This window comes from Xenococcus sp. PCC 7305, assembly GCF_000332055.1.
Classification (GTDB): Bacteria; Cyanobacteriota; Cyanobacteriia; order Cyanobacteriales; family Xenococcaceae; genus Xenococcus.
On sequence record NZ_ALVZ01000166.1, the window covers coordinates 1 to 20,046 of the forward strand.

Annotated in this window: 19 protein-coding genes; 9 read left to right on the forward strand and 10 right to left on the reverse strand. The window is 40.2% G+C overall.

Annotation, left to right across the window (positions count from 1 at the left end):
• Nucleotides 1-251: 251 nt before the first annotated feature.
• From pyrC to XEN7305_RS11160, 3 genes are all read right to left on the reverse strand, one after another.
• On the reverse strand, nucleotides 252-1,280 hold the full coding sequence (gene pyrC, locus XEN7305_RS11150; protein ID WP_006509523.1) for a dihydroorotase: 1,029 nt from the start codon (nucleotides 1,278-1,280) through the stop codon (nucleotides 252-254).
• Between the two features lie 95 nt (nucleotides 1,281-1,375).
• Complete coding sequence (locus XEN7305_RS11155) at nucleotides 1,376-1,771, reverse strand: PIN domain nuclease (RefSeq protein ID WP_006509524.1); 396 nt, start codon at nucleotides 1,769-1,771, stop codon at nucleotides 1,376-1,378.
• Nucleotides 1,768-1,962 (reverse strand): type II toxin-antitoxin system VapB family antitoxin, encoded by a 195-nt coding sequence (locus tag XEN7305_RS11160; RefSeq protein ID WP_006509525.1) that lies wholly within the window; start codon nucleotides 1,960-1,962, stop codon nucleotides 1,768-1,770. Before XEN7305_RS11160 ends, XEN7305_RS11155 begins: the two co-directional genes overlap by 4 nt.
• A 101-nt stretch (nucleotides 1,963-2,063) precedes the next feature.
• Between XEN7305_RS11160 and XEN7305_RS11165 the strand changes: the two genes are divergently transcribed.
• The 5 genes from XEN7305_RS11165 to XEN7305_RS26620 all read left to right on the forward strand — a co-directional run bounded on the left by XEN7305_RS11165 (nucleotide 2,064) and on the right by XEN7305_RS26620 (nucleotide 7,304).
• On the forward strand, nucleotides 2,064-3,110 hold the full coding sequence (locus XEN7305_RS11165) for a hypothetical protein (protein ID WP_006509526.1): 1,047 nt from the start codon (nucleotides 2,064-2,066) through the stop codon (nucleotides 3,108-3,110).
• A gap of 22 nt (nucleotides 3,111-3,132) precedes the next feature.
• The gene (locus tag XEN7305_RS11170; protein WP_006509527.1) at nucleotides 3,133-3,759 is read left to right on the forward strand and encodes a Uma2 family endonuclease; all 627 of its coding nucleotides are present in this window, start codon (nucleotides 3,133-3,135) and stop codon (nucleotides 3,757-3,759) included.
• 97 nt (nucleotides 3,760-3,856) lie between these two features.
• Nucleotides 3,857-5,347, forward strand: coding sequence for a DEAD/DEAH box helicase (locus XEN7305_RS11175; protein ID WP_006509528.1), 1,491 nt, complete (start codon nucleotides 3,857-3,859; stop codon nucleotides 5,345-5,347).
• A 71-nt stretch (nucleotides 5,348-5,418) separates the two neighbouring features.
• Nucleotides 5,419-6,726 (forward strand): Rieske 2Fe-2S domain-containing protein, encoded by a 1,308-nt coding sequence (locus tag XEN7305_RS11180; RefSeq protein ID WP_006509529.1) that lies wholly within the window; start codon nucleotides 5,419-5,421, stop codon nucleotides 6,724-6,726.
• Between the two features lie 71 nt (nucleotides 6,727-6,797).
• Nucleotides 6,798-7,304 carry a hypothetical protein gene (locus tag XEN7305_RS26620; protein ID WP_006509530.1) on the forward strand — a complete coding sequence of 169 codons (507 nt, stop codon included), beginning with the start codon at nucleotides 6,798-6,800 and terminating at the stop codon, nucleotides 7,302-7,304.
• Nucleotides 7,305-7,311: 7 nt separating this feature from the next.
• Here XEN7305_RS26620 and XEN7305_RS11190 read toward each other — a convergent pair whose 3' ends face one another.
• The 3 genes from XEN7305_RS11190 to ppk2 all read right to left on the reverse strand — a co-directional run bounded on the left by XEN7305_RS11190 (nucleotide 7,312) and on the right by ppk2 (nucleotide 9,650).
• The gene (locus tag XEN7305_RS11190; RefSeq protein ID WP_006509531.1) at nucleotides 7,312-8,349 is read right to left on the reverse strand and encodes an AI-2E family transporter; all 1,038 of its coding nucleotides are present in this window, start codon (nucleotides 8,347-8,349) and stop codon (nucleotides 7,312-7,314) included.
• A 78-nt stretch (nucleotides 8,350-8,427) separates the two neighbouring features.
• Nucleotides 8,428-8,610, reverse strand: coding sequence for a hypothetical protein (locus tag XEN7305_RS11195; RefSeq protein ID WP_006509532.1), 183 nt, complete (start codon nucleotides 8,608-8,610; stop codon nucleotides 8,428-8,430).
• A 32-nt stretch (nucleotides 8,611-8,642) separates the two neighbouring features.
• Nucleotides 8,643-9,650 (reverse strand): polyphosphate kinase 2, encoded by a 1,008-nt coding sequence (gene ppk2, locus XEN7305_RS11200; protein ID WP_006509533.1) that lies wholly within the window; start codon nucleotides 9,648-9,650, stop codon nucleotides 8,643-8,645.
• A 479-nt stretch (nucleotides 9,651-10,129) separates the two neighbouring features.
• Between ppk2 and XEN7305_RS11210 the strand changes: the two genes are divergently transcribed.
• From XEN7305_RS11210 to XEN7305_RS11220, 3 genes are read left to right on the forward strand one after another with little or no spacing between them, the layout of a single operon-like run.
• The gene (locus tag XEN7305_RS11210; protein ID WP_006509534.1) at nucleotides 10,130-12,679 is read left to right on the forward strand and encodes a response regulator; all 2,550 of its coding nucleotides are present in this window, start codon (nucleotides 10,130-10,132) and stop codon (nucleotides 12,677-12,679) included.
• A 35-nt stretch (nucleotides 12,680-12,714) separates the two neighbouring features.
• Nucleotides 12,715-13,074 (forward strand): response regulator, encoded by a 360-nt coding sequence (locus tag XEN7305_RS11215; protein ID WP_006509535.1) that lies wholly within the window; start codon nucleotides 12,715-12,717, stop codon nucleotides 13,072-13,074.
• 43 nt (nucleotides 13,075-13,117) lie between these two features.
• Nucleotides 13,118-13,546, forward strand: coding sequence for a histidine kinase dimerization/phospho-acceptor domain-containing protein (locus XEN7305_RS11220; protein WP_006509536.1), 429 nt, complete (start codon nucleotides 13,118-13,120; stop codon nucleotides 13,544-13,546).
• 94 nt (nucleotides 13,547-13,640) lie between these two features.
• Here the strand turns inward: XEN7305_RS11220 and XEN7305_RS11225 are convergent, their stop codons facing one another.
• The 3 genes from XEN7305_RS11225 to XEN7305_RS11235 form a co-directional block, all read right to left on the reverse strand.
• Entirely contained in the window at nucleotides 13,641-14,693 is a 1,053-nt protein-coding gene (locus tag XEN7305_RS11225) for a Fe(3+) ABC transporter substrate-binding protein (RefSeq protein ID WP_006509537.1), read from the reverse strand.
• A 408-nt stretch (nucleotides 14,694-15,101) separates the two neighbouring features.
• Nucleotides 15,102-16,700, reverse strand: coding sequence for a 2,3-bisphosphoglycerate-independent phosphoglycerate mutase (gene gpmI / locus XEN7305_RS11230; protein ID WP_006509538.1), 1,599 nt, complete (start codon nucleotides 16,698-16,700; stop codon nucleotides 15,102-15,104).
• A gap of 123 nt (nucleotides 16,701-16,823) precedes the next feature.
• Nucleotides 16,824-17,291, reverse strand: coding sequence for a cupin domain-containing protein (locus XEN7305_RS11235; RefSeq protein WP_006509539.1), 468 nt, complete (start codon nucleotides 17,289-17,291; stop codon nucleotides 16,824-16,826).
• 438 nt (nucleotides 17,292-17,729) lie between these two features.
• Here XEN7305_RS11235 and XEN7305_RS11240 point away from each other — a divergent pair, with 438 nt between their 5' ends.
• Nucleotides 17,730-19,574, forward strand: coding sequence for a mechanosensitive ion channel domain-containing protein (locus XEN7305_RS11240; protein ID WP_006509540.1), 1,845 nt, complete (start codon nucleotides 17,730-17,732; stop codon nucleotides 19,572-19,574).
• A gap of 122 nt (nucleotides 19,575-19,696) precedes the next feature.
• On the opposite strand, the gene XEN7305_RS11245 is transcribed toward XEN7305_RS11240, so the two are convergent.
• Nucleotides 19,697-19,990 (reverse strand): hypothetical protein, encoded by a 294-nt coding sequence (locus XEN7305_RS11245; RefSeq protein WP_083889363.1) that lies wholly within the window; start codon nucleotides 19,988-19,990, stop codon nucleotides 19,697-19,699.
• Nucleotides 19,991-20,046 lie beyond the last annotated feature (56 nt).

A 20,046-nucleotide genomic window follows, 5' to 3' on the forward strand; every position in this document is an offset into this window, starting at 1 on the left:
AACGTCAGTTCGACGAATTTTCCTTTTGATTAAATTTTCCAAGTTGAACAACGAAGTAATAGGCTTTTCCCCAGATCCCCAAATCCCTAAGTCCCTATTCAGAACTAGTAAATTTTGTACTCATCGAACTCACGTTTATCAATCTCATCCCCCAAATAAATCCGAATACTCATTGATGCCAAACTACTTGGAGAATTCGCTCCCGACAAATCTATTCGTTCAATAGCGCTGTAGCCAAATAGCTGAAAGTTTTATGCCATTTGCCAAGTAATCTCTTGACCTGCCCATAGGGGAACCAGCCCAGATTTAATAAAGGGCACCTCATCTGGAATGCGCCAAGTCGTTTTAGTCAAAGTAATTTGTTCCGTATTGCGCGGTAATTGATAAAAATCTGGCCCATAAAAGCTGGCAAAAGCTTCCAGTTTATCCAAAGCCTCAGCCTGTTCAAAAACTTCTGCATATAACTCGATCGCGTGCAGAGCGGAAAAGCAACCGGCGCAACCACAGGAATTTTCTTTGCGATCGCGAGCATGGGGTGCACTATCAGTACCCAGAAAAAACTTAGGATTGCCAGATATAGCTGCTTGCAAAAGCGCTTGGCGATGTTTCTCCCGCTTTAAAATAGGCAAGCAATAAAAGTGGGGACGAATACCTCCTTTGAATAGGCTATTGCGGTTGAATAATAGATGTTGTGGTGTGATCGTTGCGGCAGTTTTGTCACTAGCCAGGACAAACTGCACCGCATCTGAAGTAGTAATATGCTCAAGTACTATACGCAGATTGGGAAATCGCTGTCTTAGAGATACTAAATATTTCTCGATAAATACTTTCTCGCGATCAAACACATCAACATCTTTGTCGGTCACTTCTCCGTGTAGCAATAAAGGCATGTCTACCTGTTGCATCGCTTCAAAAACGCGATCGCATTTACGAATATCAGTTACACCAAAATCTGAATTAGTTGTGGCCCCTGCTGGATAATATTTGACTGCTTTGACAAACTGAGATTCTTTAGCCGCAATGATATCTTCGGGACTTGTTTTGTCAGTGAGATAGAGCGTCATCAGTGGCTCAAACTTTTGTCCAGCAGGGATGGCTGCGATAATGCGATCGCGATAGGCTGCCGCATCAGCTACCGAGCGAACAGGAGGTTTCAAATTCGGCATGATAATGGCACGGGCAAACTGACGCACTGTGTGGGGTAAAACTGCCTTTAGCGCCGCACCGTCGCGCAGATGGAGATGCCAGTCGTCGGGTTGGGTTATGGTGAGCTTTTTCATCTTCTAATTATACAATGGCGATCAGCCGAAGGCGGTTGCTGCGCGATCGCAGATTTTCTGCTGCAAAATTACTAGAAGTATTTATTTTTAGGATATTAGTGACCAACCTTAATCAATCCCAGATGCTCTGAAAAAGGTTCAAAATCTCTATCTACATAGAGAAGAGGTAATTTTTCTTCAATACAAAATGAGGCAATGATTACATCATTGGTTTTGCGAATTGTTATGCCCTTTTGCCTAAGCGCTCTGTAATTATCGGCGCATTTAAAGACCATTTTAGGAGGTAAAAGAATGTACTGATCGAGCAGTGATAACTTTGACTTGACTTGCTTAAATTGCTTTTCGTCCCTAATGCCCTGCAAAATCTCTAAGAATATAAGATCACCCATAGCAAGAGTCCCTTCGCATAAAGCATGATCTAGTAAGTCAGTGTCTGGAGTTATTGCTCCGTTCAAGTAATCAATCCAAACACTTGTGTCGGCTAAGATCACTTGCCGCCTCTCATTTCATCCAGATCCCCTTCCCAATTAACTGAGCCTCGCAAACTACGGATTGACTGTTGTTCTTGTCTTTTGATAAGCAGCTTCAGCCCCTGTTCTACAACATCTTTCTTGGTGTTCAGGCCAGTGGCTTTAAGGGCTTGAGCCATTAAATCATCATCTATAACTATATTAGTACGCATGTTCTACTTGTGTGTATAATACTAACCATCATACACATTATATTAGTTAAGAATAGGAAATCATGCCATAATAATCCGACTGTACTCTTGATTATTTATTGATGGACAATACGCCTGCATCCCAAGAAGAAATAGTTGCTGCGCTGGAGACTCCTGCTGAATTTAACTTTGATATGCCCGACCCTGAAGATGAGGGGATACTTGAAGGGGAATTTCAGGAAAAATTGGACGCGATCTGGCAAATTTGCGATCGCTTTGATCTGCAAACTGATATTTGGCGTGGGCGAATCATGAGGGCAGTCCGCGATCGCGAGAAAATAGGCGGAGAAGGAAGGGGCACTGGTTTTCTCAATTGGCTAAAAAATCGTGAAATCAGTAAATCCCAAGCCTATGCACTGATCCAACTGGCAAATAGCGCTGATATGCTCCTCGCTGAAGGGCAATTGGACCCCGATACCATCAATAACTTTAGTAAACGAGCCTTTGTCGAGACAGCTAAAGCCGAGCCGGAAGTGCAAAAGTTGGTCAGTGAAGCCGCCCAAAACGGCGATCGCATTACCCGCAGAGAAGTAAAACAACTTTCGGACGAATGGACAGCTATGAGCTCCGATTTACTCCCCGCAGAAGCCAAAGAAAAATCAGCAGAAGGTGTCTTACCAGCAAAGCATCTGGCCCCATTGGTCAAAGAGTTGGAGAAATTACCCGATATTCATTTGGCAGAAATTACCAGAGAAGTTGCGGAGAATCCCGATATCGATACGGTCAAACTAATGACCACAGAAGCGAAAAACCTGGCTAAATATTTAGATTCTGCGGCTCAAGTGCAGACTATCAGAGATGGCAGCGTGGATATGGAATTGGCATTAGAAGAAGCTTTAAGACTAGGTTGCGTCAACACAGCAGCAGATTTAGTGAAGCAAGCGACCAACCTAGAGCAAATTGTCGGCAAACTATATACGACTTGGAAAAAAATTAGCAAATCAGCAGACCGCCTTTATGTGGAAACGGGAGCTTCCAATCCCCATCTGCGATCGCTGCTCAACTGTTTAGAAACTTTATCTACTGACACGATTGAAGTTAAATTAGATGAAAGCGGCGAGCAAGTAGTAAGGTTAAAAATCCTTAGCGAAACTAATCAAGTTCCCTAGTTATGAGACAACGGAAAACCTAATGTTACCAACCATTACCTCAGAAACAATTGATCTTCCCCCTGGAACATTATTAAAGTTTCCTGGAAATATGGTGGATTATGAACGACTTTTAGCTCAGTTTGGCGAGCGCTCTATTCCTCGGATTCGTCTTCGAGATCAGCATATTTTACTCATGAGTCCCTTACCAGAACAGGTTAAAGAAATAGATGTTATTGCAGATCTAGTAAAAGCATTATTGCTTTATCAAGGCCAAGATTGGGATAGTTTTCACCCCATAACTTTAAGACGGGGCCAAGAGCCAGGATTAGAACCCGATGTTTGTTTTTATATTGATCATTATCAAGCAATATTAGGTAAACGAAAGTTAGATCTCAGTATCGATCCACCACCAGATTTAGCTATAGAAATAGATGTCACATCTTTTACTCGCATCGAAGATTATATTTGTTTAGCTATTCCTGAAGTTTGGATTTATAAAAAAGGGGAATTAAAGATATTTCAATTTCAAGGTCATACCTATTTAGAAACAGATACCAGTAGGATTTTCCCTGATTTTCCCGTTCAGCAGACCATTCCACAATATGTTAATCGAGCGTGGCAAATAGGTTCTAGTGGAGCTTTAAGAGAATTTAACCAGCTTTTATAGCAAATTGTCCTTCCTCATCCCTCATCCTTCATCCTTCATCCCTCATCCCTCATCCCTCATCCCTCATCCCTCATCCCTCATCCCTCATCCCTTAACTATGCCTCGAATTCCTCGATTAAAATTCGATCGCGGTACTTTGATTCTCCATCCGCCACCCAGGGGAAGATCTTGGCTTGATTTTGCAACCTGGGACGATCGCATTGAGAAGTTTCGTATTCCTGCTATTTACTATCGACCTCTGATTGAAGCTCTACAGGCCGACGAAAAGGATTTTACCGATGAAGCCAAAGAATTTTATGCTCTAAATCTCAAATCCAGTTTTCAGTACGAGCCATTTATCCATCAAAAAGAAGCTTTGCAAGCCTGGAAATTGCAAGAGAGACAGGGAGTTGTGGTCTTGCCCACTGCGGCGGGAAAAACCTATCTTGCCCAATTAGCCATGGAGGCTACACCGCGTACAACCTTAATTGTGGTGCCGACTTTGGATTTGATGCATCAATGGTATGCCCAGATCGAAGCGGCTTTTCCCGATATTGAGGTGGGTTTACTCGGTGGGGGTTCGCGCGATCGCACGCCGATTTTAATTGCCACCTATCACAGTGCAGCGATTAATGCGGAAAACCTGGGGAATAAATATGCTTTGCTAATTTTTGATGAATGCCATCATTTGCCAACGGATTTTTTTAAAGTGATTGCCGAATATGCGATCGCACCCTATCGCTTAGGTTTAACAGCAACACCAGAACGAAGTGATGGCACCCATAAATTTCTCGATACGCTCATTGGCAAAGTAGCCTATCGCAAAACGGCTCAAGAGCTTTCAGGCAATACCCTGGCATCCCATAAAATAGTGCAGCTCAAAGTCAAGTTATCAGAAAAAGAACGGGAGACCTATGATAAAGCGATCGCAACTCGCAATAAATTTCTCCGACAATCCAATATCTCTTTAGGTAGCTTGCAAGGTTGGCAATTATTTGTTCAGGCCAGTGCGCGATCGCAACAAGGCAGAATGGCTATGCTCGCCCATCGCGAAGCTAAAGATATCGCCCTGGGAACTGATGCCAAGATCCGAGTGCTAATTGATTTAATTAGCAAACATTATCCTGAGAGAACTCTGATCTTTACTAATGACAATGCCACCGTTTATCGAGTTTCCCAAGAATTTCTCATTCCGGCCATTACCTATCAAACCCCGGTCAAAGAACGTCACGACATTTTGCAAAGATTTAAAGCCGGGGATTATAAAACCTTAGTGGCATCCCATGTATTGAATGAAGGGGTAGATGTTCCCGATGCCAGGATTGCCATTATTTTATCGGGGACAGGCTCAACCAGAGAATATATTCAACGCTTGGGCAGAGTGTTACGTAAAGGTTCAACCCCTGATAAACAAGCAATTCTTTACGAAGTTGTCACCGAAGATACCAGCGAAGAAAGAACTTCTCAAAGAAGAAGAGGTGAATCGGATGGGAAACAAGATGATGATAAATACCGTCAATTATCTCTAGTTCCTGAAACATATCCCAAGAAACCAAGACCTACGCTTAAAGCAGCCGAAAAATCGCGGGAATGGCATCAGGATGATTGATTGAGTCGTATTATAATTACTGAACCCAATTTCGGAATCGCCTGTGAGTTCGAAAAATCTCTAAGCAAGCAATGTCATCTTTTAATTTTTTTCAGCATTGGTATCCTTTAGTCCCGATAGAAGATATCAATCCCCAAAAACCTCTTCCGGCAACTCTGTTGGGAATCCCCCTCGTAATTTGGAAACCATCATCATCTCAAACCTATCAAGTCTTTTTAGATCGATGTCCCCATCGCCTCGCGCCCCTAAGTGAAGGAAGAATTGATGACAAGACAGATAACTTAATGTGTAGCTATCACGGTTGGCAGTTCGAAACAAAGGGAAATTGCACTCGGATTCCTCAAGCTGACAATCCAGAGCTTATAGCTAAAAAAAGTCAGAATTTCTGTGCCACTGTTTTTCCTTGCCGGCAGGAAAATGATCTCCTTTGGGTTTGGATGGATGCCTCTTCTCCAGAAATCGCCGCCATCACTGCTTTACCCCTATCACCTCAAATAGATGCTAGTAAAGGTTTTGTTTGGTCATCAATGGTACGGGATTTAGAATATGATTGGCAAACCTTAGTCGAAAATGTGGCAGATCCGAGTCATGTTCCCTTCGCCCATCATGGCATTCAGGGAAATCGCGATCGCGCTCACCCTATTCCTCTAGACATCATACGCTCAGAAATAGATCTTATTGAGGCAAAAGTCGATAAGCCCTTTAAAACTACAATCACCTTTGAACCGCCCTGTCGTTTGGAGTACGCACTTACCTTTGGGGATGAAATAAAAAAAATCGGCCTTATTACCTATTGTATTCCTGTAAGTCCTGGTAAATCGCGCATTGTTGCCCAATTTTCCCGCAATTTTGCGACCAAACTTCATAAATTAACTCCCCGCTGGTGGGATCATATTCAAAATCGCAATCTAATTTTGGATGGAGACATGGTTTTACTTCATCAACAAGAAAGTTTTCTCCAACATACCAACTGGAAGACCGCTTACAAAATGCCTACCAGTGCAGATCGCTTAGTTATTGAGTTCCGTTCCTGGTTTGATCGCTATTGCAATGCTAAGTTGCCTTGGGCTGTTGAGAGCCAGCCAAGACCAACTTTGGATAAACCTCGTGAGATTTTATTAGATCGCTACCATCAACATACGCAACATTGTAGTAGTTGCCGAAATATACTCAGGACAATTCAGCTCTGGCAATGGATACTAGTAATTTATTTTATTGTAGTTACCTCAATTGTGGCTGTGTTACCAGATCATCTAAGAGTCGGTTTAGGCTTATGGTTAATGATTTCTGCATTTCTGGGATTGGGGATTGCTGCTGTGCTCAGGTTCTGGCTGATGCCTAAGTTTTACTTTGTTGATTACCTGCATTCGGAAAGATAAAGGCATGTATATCATTAAAATTAAGGGAAAGGCTATAATATTTCTATATAAATAACTATTTTAATCATGTAATGAAATCTAACTTAAGGCGAAAATCATTTTTAATCATCTTAATTACGGTATTTTTAACTGGTGCGAAAACGGCTACAGCTGGCCCCGCTGAACCCACTGAAACCTTAGTGAATAATTACTGTAAAAATTTTATTGATTTGTCATTACAAAATGTGGCCTTTGCGGGAGTTGTTGCCCCTAGTTTGTGGTGGGCGAAAGAGCAGTTCGATCCTTTTGGTGGCAGGTTAATTGATAATTGGTTAGAAGATAAGGAATCAAAGCAGATTGACTTGATAGTGAATTGGCAGTTATGGACTTTGTTAGATTATTTAGATCGTTATCGTCTTGTTAATCAACTAGGCTCGGTGGCGAGAAAGTATGACTATAAATTACGAATTATTAACCAGCAAAAACAATGTTTGGCTACTTATCAATATCAAGAGCAAGACAATCCCCCTAAATGGGAAATCAACTTAGATAGTCTGGGGCAAGATAGTTTTCAAGTCGAACCGGAAACAGATAACTAATTTTTTTCTATAGATTGCCTCGCGATTTCTGCCAAGGATCAAGAATGTCTTTAACGACAACTTCTTTAAACCATACTTGACCAACAATGGTTAATGGCAAGGCTAAAAATAAGCCGAGAAAGCCAAAGAAAGTAGTAAAAAATATTTGAGATAATAGGGCAATGGCCGGTAATAATGAGACTTGCTTCTCCATGACAAAAGGTGTTAAAAACATGCCTTCAATTTGTTGAATTAAAAGGTAAAGAATTAGAACAGCTAAAGATTTCCATGGTGCATCCAGTAATGCGATCGCCATGGGGGAAAGCACACTTAAAAAAGGCCCTAAGTTGGGAATAAAAGTTAAAATACCAGCGAGAACTGCTTGTGCCAAAGCTAAAGGGATTCCCAAGATAGATAACCCAATAAAGCTTAAAATAGCAATCACGCACATGTTAAACAGAATACCCACCAGCCAACCTTGTAAGGCCGTATCACAAAGCTCAAGAATTTCATCAACTCGGTGACGATAAAAGGCAGGAAATAAACGAATAAATCCTTGGCGATAGGGAGTGGGGTTTCCCAAGATCATAAAGGTAATTACTAGTAATAATAAGGTACTTAGTAATACACCCAAAGAACCATAAAAGAAACTTAAACCACCACCTAATGCATTCTCCAATAATGGCTGTAATTGTTGTGCAAGTTCTTCTCTTGTAGGTAAATAATTAATGATTTCCGGATCAAGACGCACTATAACGAGATCTAGCCAAATATTTAGTTTTTCGACCCCTTGTGGTATTAATTGGGCTAGCTGTTGAAACTGATTGACAAATGATGGGACAATAATCCAGAAGAAGCCAGAAATTACACTTAGTAATAACAAAATCGATAGCAAGACCCCATAAACTCGTTTCACACCTCTGCGACAGAAACTGTTCACAAGAATATTAAGGGAAGTAGCAATGACGACTGCGGTGAATATTAATAATAATAATTGTCTAATTTGCCACAACACATATAGAGCAACAAAAAAGACAATAAAACCAACCCAAGTCCCAAAATTCACTGTCAACAACTCCTCCCACTGATTGATAATTGATCATTAACCTCATAGGGGTTTATCGTCAACAAATGATAAGAACAGCTATTGATTTTGCGCTTTCCAAATCAAAGTTAGCGCCAAAATAATGCTGGGCAAAAGGATAGCTGCGATCGCAATGCTTACTGTTGGGCTGAGCGATAATAACTGGCCGCCATATTTAACCAAAATGGACAAGAAACTCGATAAAACAAATATTTTGACTAAAAAACTAATATTGTCGTTCATTCCGGCTAGTTATATATTTAGGACTATAGAGTTTAATTCTTTTTATGTTCAAGATCAACTAATTCCCAGTCTGGGACGAAAAATTGTTCATTAAAAGGTGTCCGTGTATAGTCCTTGGGCAAACTCTTGCGTTTCGGCAGTTCTATTGGTTCTGGAGTCATGTCAACATAGGGAATCTTGCTCAACAAATGGCTAATACAATTGAGTCGCGCACGCTTCTTATCATCTGCTTCCACAGTAAACCAAGGTGCTTCGGGAATATTGGTATGAGTAAACATTGCATCTTTGGCTTGGGAGTATTCCGCCCAGCGATCGCGCGACTCTAGATCCATGGGGCTTAACTTCCAGCGACGAGCAGGATCGATTGTGCGCGATTGAAAACGCCGTTCTTGTTCCTCATCACTAACAGAAAACCAATATTTCAGCAGAATAATACCCGATCTGACCAACATGCGCTCAAATTCTGGACAAGCTTTCATGAACTCCTTATATTGCCGATCGGTGCAAAAACCCATCACCTTTTCGACTCCAGCGCGGTTATACCAACTGCGATCAAAACAGACAATTTCTCCCGCTGCTGGCAAATGAGCCACATAGCGTTGATAATACCATTCTGTCTTTTCGCGATCGCTCGGGGTACCCAAAGCCACAACTCGGCAACCCCGAGGATTTAATGGTTCCGTGATGCGTTTGATGGTTCCTCCCTTACCTGCTGCGTCCCGACCTTCAAACAAAATGACAATACGAGTCCCAGTATGCTTAACCCAATATTGCATTTTCACCAATTCTAATTGCAGACGGGCTAGCTGTTTTTCATAAACTTTTTTCGGAATTTTCGAGCTACCTTCCGACTCAGATACCCGATAGAACTTCTTACTCTCTAAATTTAAAAACTTAGCTTTTTTAGCTTTTTTCTTTTTTTTAGCTTTTTTCTGATCTTTTAACTTTTTTTTATCCTTCTTTTTAATGTCCAATTCTAAAAGATTATTCTGAGAATTTACTGCTTTGTCATGATTATTGTTCATAAGTTCATTTTTCATTACAAAAAATACATTTTCTCTTGTAGATCTTGCTCAAACTTAGCTCTTGCAGATTGTAAGTAGCAGATAGTAAAAACTAAATTCCTTCTTTGAGCTTTGATGCTCTAATGTTAAACAACAGAAAACCCCTTAATTGGTATTGAAAGCCACCAAAGACAATAAACATATAAATCTTTGTATATCTTAAGAATTGAGAAATATTCTGTGATTTTTTTACGGTAGTAACATAACCAAGAAATGAATCAAGTCAAGTTATGTGAGTTTATTTCTCAGGAATATGCGATCGCAGGAGTCCGAATAATACAGTGTTTTGTTAACTTAAAAGATCACAAGCTGCTACTTCCTTTAAGATACAAGATATTAGCTCAAATACATTCTTTCGATAGACAATACGAGGAAATAGCCGAAAAGAAACCTCGAATATTCAGCGCAAAACTCCCATAGCTCAAATCCCAGAGATTAGATTATAGAAATGCCCAATGAATCAATTTACCTCTCAATATAGAAGCAGTTTAGCTAAACAACTCCTAAGTAGTTTTGGGTTGTCATTAGTCACAGTAGGTTTAGCCACCTTGGGTATCAACTATCTCCTGATTCGCTCCAATCTAGAAAAACAAGTGCAACAGCGCGCTCAATCAATTGTGCATGGTTTAGAATTTGCCACAGAAGGAATGATTGAACTAGGCAATACCGAAGTCTTAAGAAGAATCGTTCAAAATTATGCAACGCTTGAAGCAGTTGAAGAAATAGCTATCATCAACCCCGAAGAATTTACCTTAGCCCATAGTTCGAGCACTCAAAATAATAAAATTTATCGCTCCCCTTATCCTCAACTTCCGGCGGTGATGAGGCAGGCTGCTCACACAGGCATTGAAAAGAATCTTCATGTGGTCAGTCCAGATGGCGAAGAATTTTTACTTTATATTCTGCCTTTCAGCAGTATTTTCTTTGAAACCCCAGGAAAAAGAGGTTTAGCAATTGTTAGTGTTGATCTTCGCGAAATACAGCAAAATGCAATACGCACCTTCTTCAAGTCTACGTTAACTATGGCTGTGGGGACTTGCGTAATTCTTTGTGTCATGGGTTTGTTGATTCATCGCATCATTCTTGCACCATTAAACCGCTTGCATCAATCTCTAGGAGAAAGTAAGAAAACAGGTTTGTTTTCGCTGCCATCAGCCATGCCCAGTAATGAAATCGGTTTTCTCGCAGCTACTTTTGACGAGGTTTTTCGCCAATTAGAAAATCACGAACAATTAGAAAAAGAGATCAAAGAACGTAGACAAGCAGAAATCGCCCTCGGAAAAGCCCTAGATATTCAAAAACAAAGAGAAATAGAATTAGAACAAGCTAAACAAGAACTGGCAATTTCCCATGATAGATTAGCCGATTATAATCAAACTTTAGAGCATAAAGTTCAACAAAGAACAGCAGAGCTTGCCAAAAGTATTAAAGAAGCCAGTAAAGCTCGAAAAGTAGCAGAACAAGCCAACCAAGCTAAGAGTACTTTTTTGGCCAATATGAGTCATGAATTGCGAACTCCGATGAACGCCATCATCGGTTATAGCGAAATGTTGCACGAAGAAGCGGAAGATCTTGGTCAAGAAGATTTCATTCCCGATCTTCAGAAAATTCATAGTGCAGGAAAACATCTTTTGAGTCTGATCAACGATATTCTTGATCTCTCAAAAATTGAAGCTGGTCGAATGGAGCTGTATTTAGAAAGTTTTGAGATCGATACGCTGCTAGAAGATGTTGTGGCTACAGTTCAACCATTGGTCGAAAAAAACCATAATAAATTAAAACTGATTGTTGCTGATGATTTACCGTCAATTTTTGCTGATATGACCAAAGTTCGCCAAAGTTTGTTTAATTTACTAAGTAATGCGAGCAAATTCACCGAGAACGGGACAGTAACCCTAAAGATCAAACGCTACCTTGCCCAAGATGAAGACTGGATTCAGTTTCAAGTACATGATACTGGGATCGGAATGACTAAAAATCAAATGGCCAGATTATTTAAAGCATTTACCCAAGCGGATGCCTCAACAACTCGTAAATATGGTGGCACGGGCTTAGGATTAACAATTACCCAAAGATTTTGTCAAATGATGGGAGGGGATATTTATGTGGAGAGTGAAGTGAATCATGGAACTACCTTTACTATTAAATTACCTGTTCAAGTTCAGAAGGCTACTCCAGTTGAATCGGCCACCGATAGTGAAGAACAAACTATTCCCATGATGACTTACCGCAATACGATCCTAGTCATTGATGATGATCCCACCGTTCATGATTTGATGGCACGATTTTTAACCAAGGAGAAATTCCGCGTAATTACTGCCAGCAGTGGGGAAGAAGGAATTCGCTTGGCTAAAAGTTTAGAGCCAGATGCCATCACCTTGGATGTTATGATGCCTGATTTGGACGGTTGGGCTGTGCTTGCTGCACTCAAAGCGGATGTTCAAACCTCCCATATCCCAGTCATTATGATCACGATGGTCGACAATCAGAATTTGGGTTACGCCTTGGGGGCTGCTGATTATATTATGAAGCCCATTAGCAAAAATAATCTCAAGGAGGTCTTAGGTAAGTACAATTCTCAAGCAGCCTTTAATAAAATTTTGATTGTGGAGGATGATGCCGACACCAGAGAAATATTGCGTCGTCAATTAGAAGATTATAGTGGGATAGTTCTCGAAGCTGAAAATGGTCGCCAGGCACTCGATATTATTGCCCAGGAGACTCCAGAACTAATTATTTCTGATTTGATGATGCCGGAAATGGATGGTTTTGAACTATTTAATCAATTACGGCAAAATCAGAACTGGAGTTCTATTCCAATTATTGTCTTAACATCTAAGGAATTAACCTTAATTGAGCGAGAAAAGTTGCAGGGGAGGGTTAAACAAGTATTTCGCAAGGGAGGTTCTCAGCGCACAATCCTACTTCAGGAACTGCACAAACTGTTATTGAGAGCCATTAAGAGGAAGCTGTCTCGTCACATTGAGAAATCTGTTGAAGAATGATTCAATCTAAAATCTAATCTAATAAAAAATCAGTTATGCCCAAAATATTGCTAGTAGAAGACAATGAAATGAACCGAGACATGCTATCTCGTAGATTGAAAAGAAGGGGTTATGAAGTGGTTATTGCCATTGACGGGGTAACTGGGGTTGCCATGGCCAAATCAGAAGCTCCCGATTTGATTTTAATGGACATGAGTTTACCTGTAATGGATGGCTGGGAAGCAACTAAAACTATTAAAGATGACCCCCAGACTTGTGCGATTCCGACGATCGCGCTGACGGCTCATGCAATGTCCGGCGATCGCGAAAAGTCTTTGGAAGCGGGTTGCGATGATTATGATACAAAGCCGATTGATTTGCCTCGTCTGCTCAAGAAAATTCAGGCTTTTTTGTAGTTTAGGTTTTAGGTTTTAGGTTTTAGGGATAGCCAAAATTAAAATGTCAGTTGATAAAGAATCTAGTTTTGTTGTACTTTCAAATTTGCGCCACGAGTTACGAACGCCAATTAACGTCATTATTGGCTATAGTGAGATGATTTTAGAAGATCTAGAAACAACGAATCACAAGACAAGTCTCCATGAGTTACAACAAATTAGAAATTGCGCAATTAAGCTTATATTCTTAATTAAGAACTTATTAAATGATGAAACTTTGGAGCTTTATCAATTAGATTTGGCAAGACTCTTAACTGAGCAAACTGTTCAGGTTCAACTGCAAACACCGACAAATTTAGTCATTGAATATTGCCAACAAATTTTAAAGCAGGCAGATGACAAATGTTTAATCTCCGACGTCAAAAAAATCAACCGAGCTTCGCACAATCTACTTGCAATGACAGAAGATATGATTGGGATAAGTAATAAGTAATGAGTAATAAGTAATAAGTAAGAGATGAAACCTTATTTCCTCATCCTTTATCCTTCATCTCTCATCCTTCATCCCTCATCCCTCATCCCTTATTTTATTTCCACCCTGCTCGATCCATAATTTGTACGGCTTTAGCATTATTAGCTCCATAGGCAACTACGTTGGTAGTGTCTTCTTTGAACTGGCCAAAACTCGCTACGACAGGATCAATAGGAGTTCCCGGAACCACAGGATATTCATTATTTCCTTGGGCAAAGAAAGTTTGCGCGACAGGAGTTGTTAAAAATTCGACAAATTTAATCGCACCTTCCTTGTTAGGAGCATGTTTTGTTACCCCCACACCACTAATATTGACATGGGTTCCGCGATCGCTCTGGTTGGGGAAAAATACGCCTATTTTGTCGAAAATAGCCTGTTTAGCTGGGTCGCTATCCTTGGCATAGCGAGGTAAATAATAGGTATTTGCGATCGCGATGTCCGATAATCCTGATGCTGCGGCTTCGATCTGCGCTCGATCATTTCCCTGAGGGGAACGAGCAAAGTTTGCGACTAATCCTTTGCACCAACCTTCAGTAGCTTTTTCTCCCAAGACTTCAATCAGCCCAGCAACTAAAGACTGATTATAGATATTTCCGGAAGAGCGAATCGCAATTTTACCTCGCCACTTGGGATTAGTTAAGTCTTCATAGCTAGATAAATTCACCGGATCGACTATGTCTTTGTTATACATAATCACTCGTGCCCGCTTGGTAAAGCCAAACCAAAGGTCTTCTGGGTGACGCAGGTTTGAGGGAATCCTGTCTTTTAAAACCGCAGAAGCTACAGGCGTAAAAATTCCTGCTTGTTCGGCACGCCATAAACGACCAGCATCAACAGTAATTAAAATATCTGCTGGGCTATTGGCTCCCTCACTTTTAATTCGTTCGATCAGCTCGTCACTTTTGCCTTCTATAAGATTAATTTTAATTCCTGTCTGGCTCGTAAAGTCACTATATAGTTGGTCATCTGTATTGTAGTGACGAGAAGAATAGACATTAATTTGTTGATTTTGACTTAGGGCTTTTTTTGCTGTACCTAATTGGCCTAACCCCAATACCGCTGTGGCAGTACCAGTACCCAGAAGAAATCTGCGGGAAAATTTTCTCATGGTAATTTAGTAGTTCTTCTTTCTCTTGTAATTTAGTTGCAAGTTATCATCTTACTATCTTATGCAAATCTTTCTCAATAATTTAGCAAAAACAAATGATAATTATTTTTAATAAGAGAAGGTTTTAGGTATTGGGTGTTAGGTTTTAGGTAAATCCAGAAAAACGATAAATTTAGCCATGAAACGCCTTCTAAAGCCGCACAATGCTTTATCGCCAAAGTATTATCCTATTTTAAAACTAAAACCTACCACCTAAAACCCAACACCAGTCTTGACTAGTGGACGCGGGAGTAAAGAAGACAACCATCAACGAAGAGCAAAAAGCTGATATATCAAGACTTATTACTCATTACTGATTACTTATTACTTCCGCGCAGCGGCACTAGAATATAAATTACCAAGACGCGCTCATAAAGATATTCTCACAGGAGACCGACTTTTTTTGGTTTCATACTCAGCCAGTTGAATCATAGATTTACCAGTCATTTCTTCTGGTTGCGCTATGCCCAAAATATGAAGAATTGTTGGTGCAATATCAGCCAAACGACCATCTTCCCGGAGAGTTGGATTTCCCCCATGACCAGGAATTTTGCGATCTTCCCCTTCGATGAGAATAAAGGGCACAGGATTGGTCGTATGAGCCGTCCAAGGATTACCCTGGGCATCCTTCATATATTCGGCATTGCCATGATCTGCCGTAATTAGCAAAGTTCCTCCAGCTTTTGTCACCGCTTCGGTAACTGTTCCAATACATTGATCTACCGTTTCGATCGCTGTAACTGCGGCTTCAATATTTCCTGTATGGCCAACCATATCAGGATTCGCAAAATTAACAATAATCAAAGAGTAAATTCCTTTCGCGATCGCCCGACAAACCACCTCAGTAACATCAGTTGCCGACATGGCAGGAGCGCGATCATAAGTTGCCACCATAGGGCTTTGAATTAATTCTCGATCTTCGCCCTCAAAGGGAGACTCCAAACCACCATTGAAGAAATAGGTAACATGGGGATATTTTTCGGTCTCAGCCGTTCTAAATTGGCGCAAACCTTCTGCTGCGATCACTTCCCCCAAAATATTGGTCAAATTCTGAGGCTTAAAAACAACTTCTACCTCTAGAGATTGATCATATTGAGTGAAAGTCACGAAATTGAGAGGTTGAATGAATTCTCGCTCAAAACCGCTAAAATCTTCTTGGACAAAAGCATAGGTAAGTTGTCGAGCGCGATCGGGACGGTAATTGAAGAAAATGACCCCATCTTCCGGCTTAATTGCTCCTGGGGCTATTCTCGTGGGAGGAATAAATTCGTCCGTCAGTTCCTCATTGTAAAAGTTCTGCAAGACCTCAGTGGCATAGAGAGGTTGCATAAGGCTATCTTGAGTCATAACATCATAGGCTTGTTTGACTCTTTCCCAACGGCGATCGCGATCCATGGCAAAATAACGACCGCTGATGGTCACAATCCGACCCACACCTATATTATCTACGTATTTTTGAATGGCGTCTAAGGCTTTAATGCCATCAGTTCTTCTAGTATCACGACCATCGGTAATCGCGTGAATACAAACATCCGAGAGCCCATTTATTTTTGCTAAATCCAATAAACCAAACAAATGAGCAATATGGGAATGAACTCCTCCGTCGGAGCATAGACCAATGAGATGTAATTTGCTGCCGGCAGTCCGAACGCGATCGCATATTTCGACTAAAACTTCATTACTAAATAAAGAGCCATCTTCTACCGCATCAGTAATTCGCACTAGTTCTTGGGGTACAATTCTTCCTGCACCTATATTGAGATGTCCTACTTCTGAATTTCCCATCTGACCGTTGGGTAGACCGACATCTTTCCCTGATGTCCGAATCAATGTGTTTGGATAGGCTGTTGTCAAGCTATCAAATATTGGAGTATTTGCTGCAGCTATGGCATTATCTTTTGTTTCGTCTCGATAACCCCAGCCGTCCAGTATTGTTAGCACCACTGGAGATACAGGTGCTTCACCCATAATTATTGCCCTATATTACTAACTGCTACGCACATAAATAATAGCATTGAGATGACATTTGTTTGATCACCGGCAATTCATCTTTCATATTTCCTCAAGATTTCATTACAAACGCTAAATTGGCTATGACATTGCAGCTAACGGGTTAAGACGGGTGACAACTTGTAAGTCTTCTTGGTCTAATTGCTCAGGAATCCCATTACGAATCAATTCCGAAAAATCTTCATTCGGAACCATCATACAGAGAGCATATAGTCTTTGATGACTGGTATTTTTAATATAGTGAATGCCTGCTTTCGGCATTAAAATACTATCTCCAGTTTTTAAGACAGTTTCTTTCCCATCGCAAATTGCTATTCCTTCTCCTTGAATAATGAAAAACATTTCGACAGCAAAATTATGACGATGGGGAGGAGTTGCGCCTCCAGGGTCAAAAATCTCTAGGCAAACTGTCAAGGAGTTTTCTGAATTACTCGAATCAAAAATAATTGCTAATCGATTAGTATCATCAGGACTAATGCGATAGACCTGATAGTCCCTTAGTTTCTTGATTACAGGGATTTTACAATTTTGATAGGTTTCAATTTGCATTGGAAATTTTTGGGAGTAGAAGGGATTAAAATTATTCGGTATTAATTTTTACTTTTATTAAGACGATCTTATCTCTCATGAAAAAGTAGAGTTGCTGATTCTCGGAAATAATCCTGTAAATTGTAATTTTTCTTAAAAATGGGTTAGCCACAAAAGTTGGTAGGTTTATCAACGTCAGTTAGGCGAATTTTCTTTTAGATTAAATTTCCTAAGTTGAACAACGAAGTAATAGGATTTTCCCTAAATCCCCAAATTCCCAAATCCCTAAATCCCCAAGTCCTTATCCAAAACTAGTAAATTTTGTACTCATCGAACTCACGTTTATCAACTAGTCAGGACTGATGTTAGGTTTTAGGTAGTAGGGTTTAGGTTAAAAAAGTCATCAGAAATTACTACAAGTTTGTTTTCGCCATCATCTTTGCTTTATTGCTTTGCTTTGTGCCCACTCCTATCCTGGCTCAGCTCCCCAATAAGGCCCCTGTCGTCCTTGATGGCCAAGTGCTTTTTGAAGTAGGTGATTTTGGTATTTTTTCTGCCAAGGAAAGGGCCAAAAAGATTAATCAAGCGTTAATTGATGCAGTGAGGTCCGAGAAAGAAATTGCCATTGAAGTCGTTGAGCTAGACAATCAAGCAACTATTAAAGATAGTGCCAATGACCAACATTTATTTACTATTACCCAGGCAGATATTATTTCGGCGCCCACTCCCTATGCTCAAGCAATTATGTGGGAGGGACAGCTTAAACAAGCTTTGCAAAAAGCGCAACAAGAACGCAGCAACCTTTACAGGAGTAAGGCTTTATTCACTTCTGTTGGCGTTTTTTTTCTAGCGATCACACTGCACCTGGGCTTACGTTTTCTCCGTCGGTTTAGCTCTTACAAAATAAGTCAACTATTGCGTTCCCAACCAAAATTACAGTTATGGAATAAATTTTTAATCGGATGGGAAAAACTCTCAATCTTAGGATTGCAAAGTCTTATTTGGCTGGCGTGTCTATTTTATATAACAAATCTTTTTCCCCAAACTCGTAGTTGGCTGTATTGGCTTTTATATTGGCTAAATTCTCCTAGTATTAATTTAGGAGATAAGTCCTATTCTCCCTGGGAAATAGTCTTTTTGCTAAGTTTGACGGTAGTTGTTTGGTTTGTCGTCAAATTTTTGACTAATGCCTTTAAATATTATGTTTTAAGACAGATTGGCGCAGAACAAGAAATTCAAGAGATCATTGCCGTTTTTATTCAATATATTGCGACATTTCTGGCCTTGATTATTTTATGGCAAAGTTGGGGTTTGGATCTAGGAGCCTTGGCTATTACAGCAAGTGTTCTGGGGGTTGGGATTGGTTTTGGATTACAAAATATTGCTAACAATTTTATTAGTGGCTTAATTATTATTTTGGAAAGACCCATAAAAATTGGTGATTTGATTAAAGTCGATGAATTTGTGGGAACTATCAAAAATATTGGGTTTCGTAGTACGGAGATTATCACTCAAGACCGTATCGCAATTATTATTCCCAACTCACAATTATTAGATAACAAAGTAATTAATTGGAACCATGGCGATTCGATCTCTCGTTTAAGAATTAGTATTGGCGTTAGTTATAATTCTGATATCAGAAAAGTCAAAACAGCATTACTTTATGCGGCTAAAAATCATTCTGAAGTTTTAAGAACACCTCGACCTCAAGTCTGGTTTCAAGAATTTGCCAATAGTTCTCTTAATTTTGAACTTTTGGTTTGGATTAATGATCCGCAAAAACAATTTAGGATTAAAAGCGATCTTAATTATTTAATTGCTGCTAGTTTGCGTCAATACAACATTGAAATTCCCTTTCCTCAAAGAGATATTAATTTTAGTTCTCCCAAACTCGAACAGTTGCTCATAGCTTGGCTAGGTTATCAGGGAATTAATGCTTCAATACCTGATAATAACTATGCTACAAATTCAAAAGTACCTAAAGTAAAAACAGGCAAGTCTGAAGATTTTTTTGTGAATATTGAGGATAAATTAACAGCAGAAGACCTCGAAGAATTGGTTGCTCAAATGCGTTCGACTGATGGGCTAAATATTCGCGATCGCGACTACTATCTAAATTTTTATTCAGCCTGTTTTATCGGTTCAGAAGCCGTAGATTGGCTAGTCCACAAACATCACTACAATCGAGATGAGGCGGTAGAAATAGGCCAAATTATGCTGGAAAAGGGAATTATTCATCATGTCACGGATGAACATTCTTTTAAAGATGCCTACTTGTTCTATCGATTTTATCTTGATGAATGAAGTGAAGGCAGAGGGCAGAGGGCAGAGGGCAGAAGGTAGCCCTAAAGGATTAGCTGCGCGTCATGGCAGATGGAAAAGGGCACGAAGTGAAGTTGGTACCCTTTTTCTTTGTGACTTGAATGCTAAGAATCTAAATCTAAGACCTGGACTCCATTATTTTTAATTTCCCAAAACATTTCACCCATTTGCTTCCAAAATAGAGAGCCAGTACCAATGGTTAGGATTAAGGCAAAGCCAAAAGAGGGAATCGCACCAAACCCAAACAGTAACAGTCCTCCACCCAAAAAAATCCAGGTGCCGAGACAAACTCCCTGAAAGGCAATAATTAAGTTTGAGTCCTTCAACTGAAAAGCGTCTGGCGCTTGGGGATCTCGTCGCCATTTATCGCTTTGTTGAGTGATTATTGTTTGAAACATCGTACCGAAGAGGATGCCAATTGCTATGCCTAAAATCGGGACCAAGAATGGAGGTT

Excerpts from the sequence above, each read along its gene's own strand:
- XEN7305_RS11175 (WP_006509528.1), top strand. The coding sequence starts at position 3,857 with ATGCCTCGAATTCCTCGATTAAAATTCGATCGCGGTACTTTGATTCTC.
- XEN7305_RS11160 (WP_006509525.1), bottom strand. The coding sequence starts at position 1,962 with ATGCGTACTAATATAGTTATAGATGATGATTTAATGGCTCAAGCCCTT.
- XEN7305_RS11225 (WP_006509537.1), bottom strand. The coding sequence starts at position 14,693 with ATGAGAAAATTTTCCCGCAGATTTCTTCTGGGTACTGGTACTGCCACA.
- XEN7305_RS11235 (WP_006509539.1), bottom strand. The coding sequence starts at position 17,291 with ATGCAAATTGAAACCTATCAAAATTGTAAAATCCCTGTAATCAAGAAA.
- pyrC (WP_006509523.1), bottom strand. The coding sequence starts at position 1,280 with ATGAAAAAGCTCACCATAACCCAACCCGACGACTGGCATCTCCATCTG.
- XEN7305_RS26620 (WP_006509530.1), top strand. The coding sequence starts at position 6,798 with ATGAAATCTAACTTAAGGCGAAAATCATTTTTAATCATCTTAATTACG.
- XEN7305_RS11215 (WP_006509535.1), top strand. The coding sequence starts at position 12,715 with ATGCCCAAAATATTGCTAGTAGAAGACAATGAAATGAACCGAGACATG.
- XEN7305_RS11180 (WP_006509529.1), top strand. The coding sequence starts at position 5,419 with ATGTCATCTTTTAATTTTTTTCAGCATTGGTATCCTTTAGTCCCGATA.
- XEN7305_RS11170 (WP_006509527.1), top strand. The coding sequence starts at position 3,133 with ATGTTACCAACCATTACCTCAGAAACAATTGATCTTCCCCCTGGAACA.
- XEN7305_RS11195 (WP_006509532.1), bottom strand. The coding sequence starts at position 8,610 with ATGAACGACAATATTAGTTTTTTAGTCAAAATATTTGTTTTATCGAGT.
- ppk2 (WP_006509533.1), bottom strand. The coding sequence starts at position 9,650 with ATGAAAAATGAACTTATGAACAATAATCATGACAAAGCAGTAAATTCT.
- gpmI (WP_006509538.1), bottom strand. The coding sequence starts at position 16,700 with ATGGGTGAAGCACCTGTATCTCCAGTGGTGCTAACAATACTGGACGGC.
- XEN7305_RS11220 (WP_006509536.1), top strand. The coding sequence starts at position 13,118 with ATGTCAGTTGATAAAGAATCTAGTTTTGTTGTACTTTCAAATTTGCGC.
- XEN7305_RS11210 (WP_006509534.1), top strand. The coding sequence starts at position 10,130 with ATGAATCAATTTACCTCTCAATATAGAAGCAGTTTAGCTAAACAACTC.
- XEN7305_RS11245 (WP_083889363.1), bottom strand. The coding sequence starts at position 19,990 with ATGTTTCAAACAATAATCACTCAACAAAGCGATAAATGGCGACGAGAT.
- XEN7305_RS11165 (WP_006509526.1), top strand. The coding sequence starts at position 2,064 with ATGGACAATACGCCTGCATCCCAAGAAGAAATAGTTGCTGCGCTGGAG.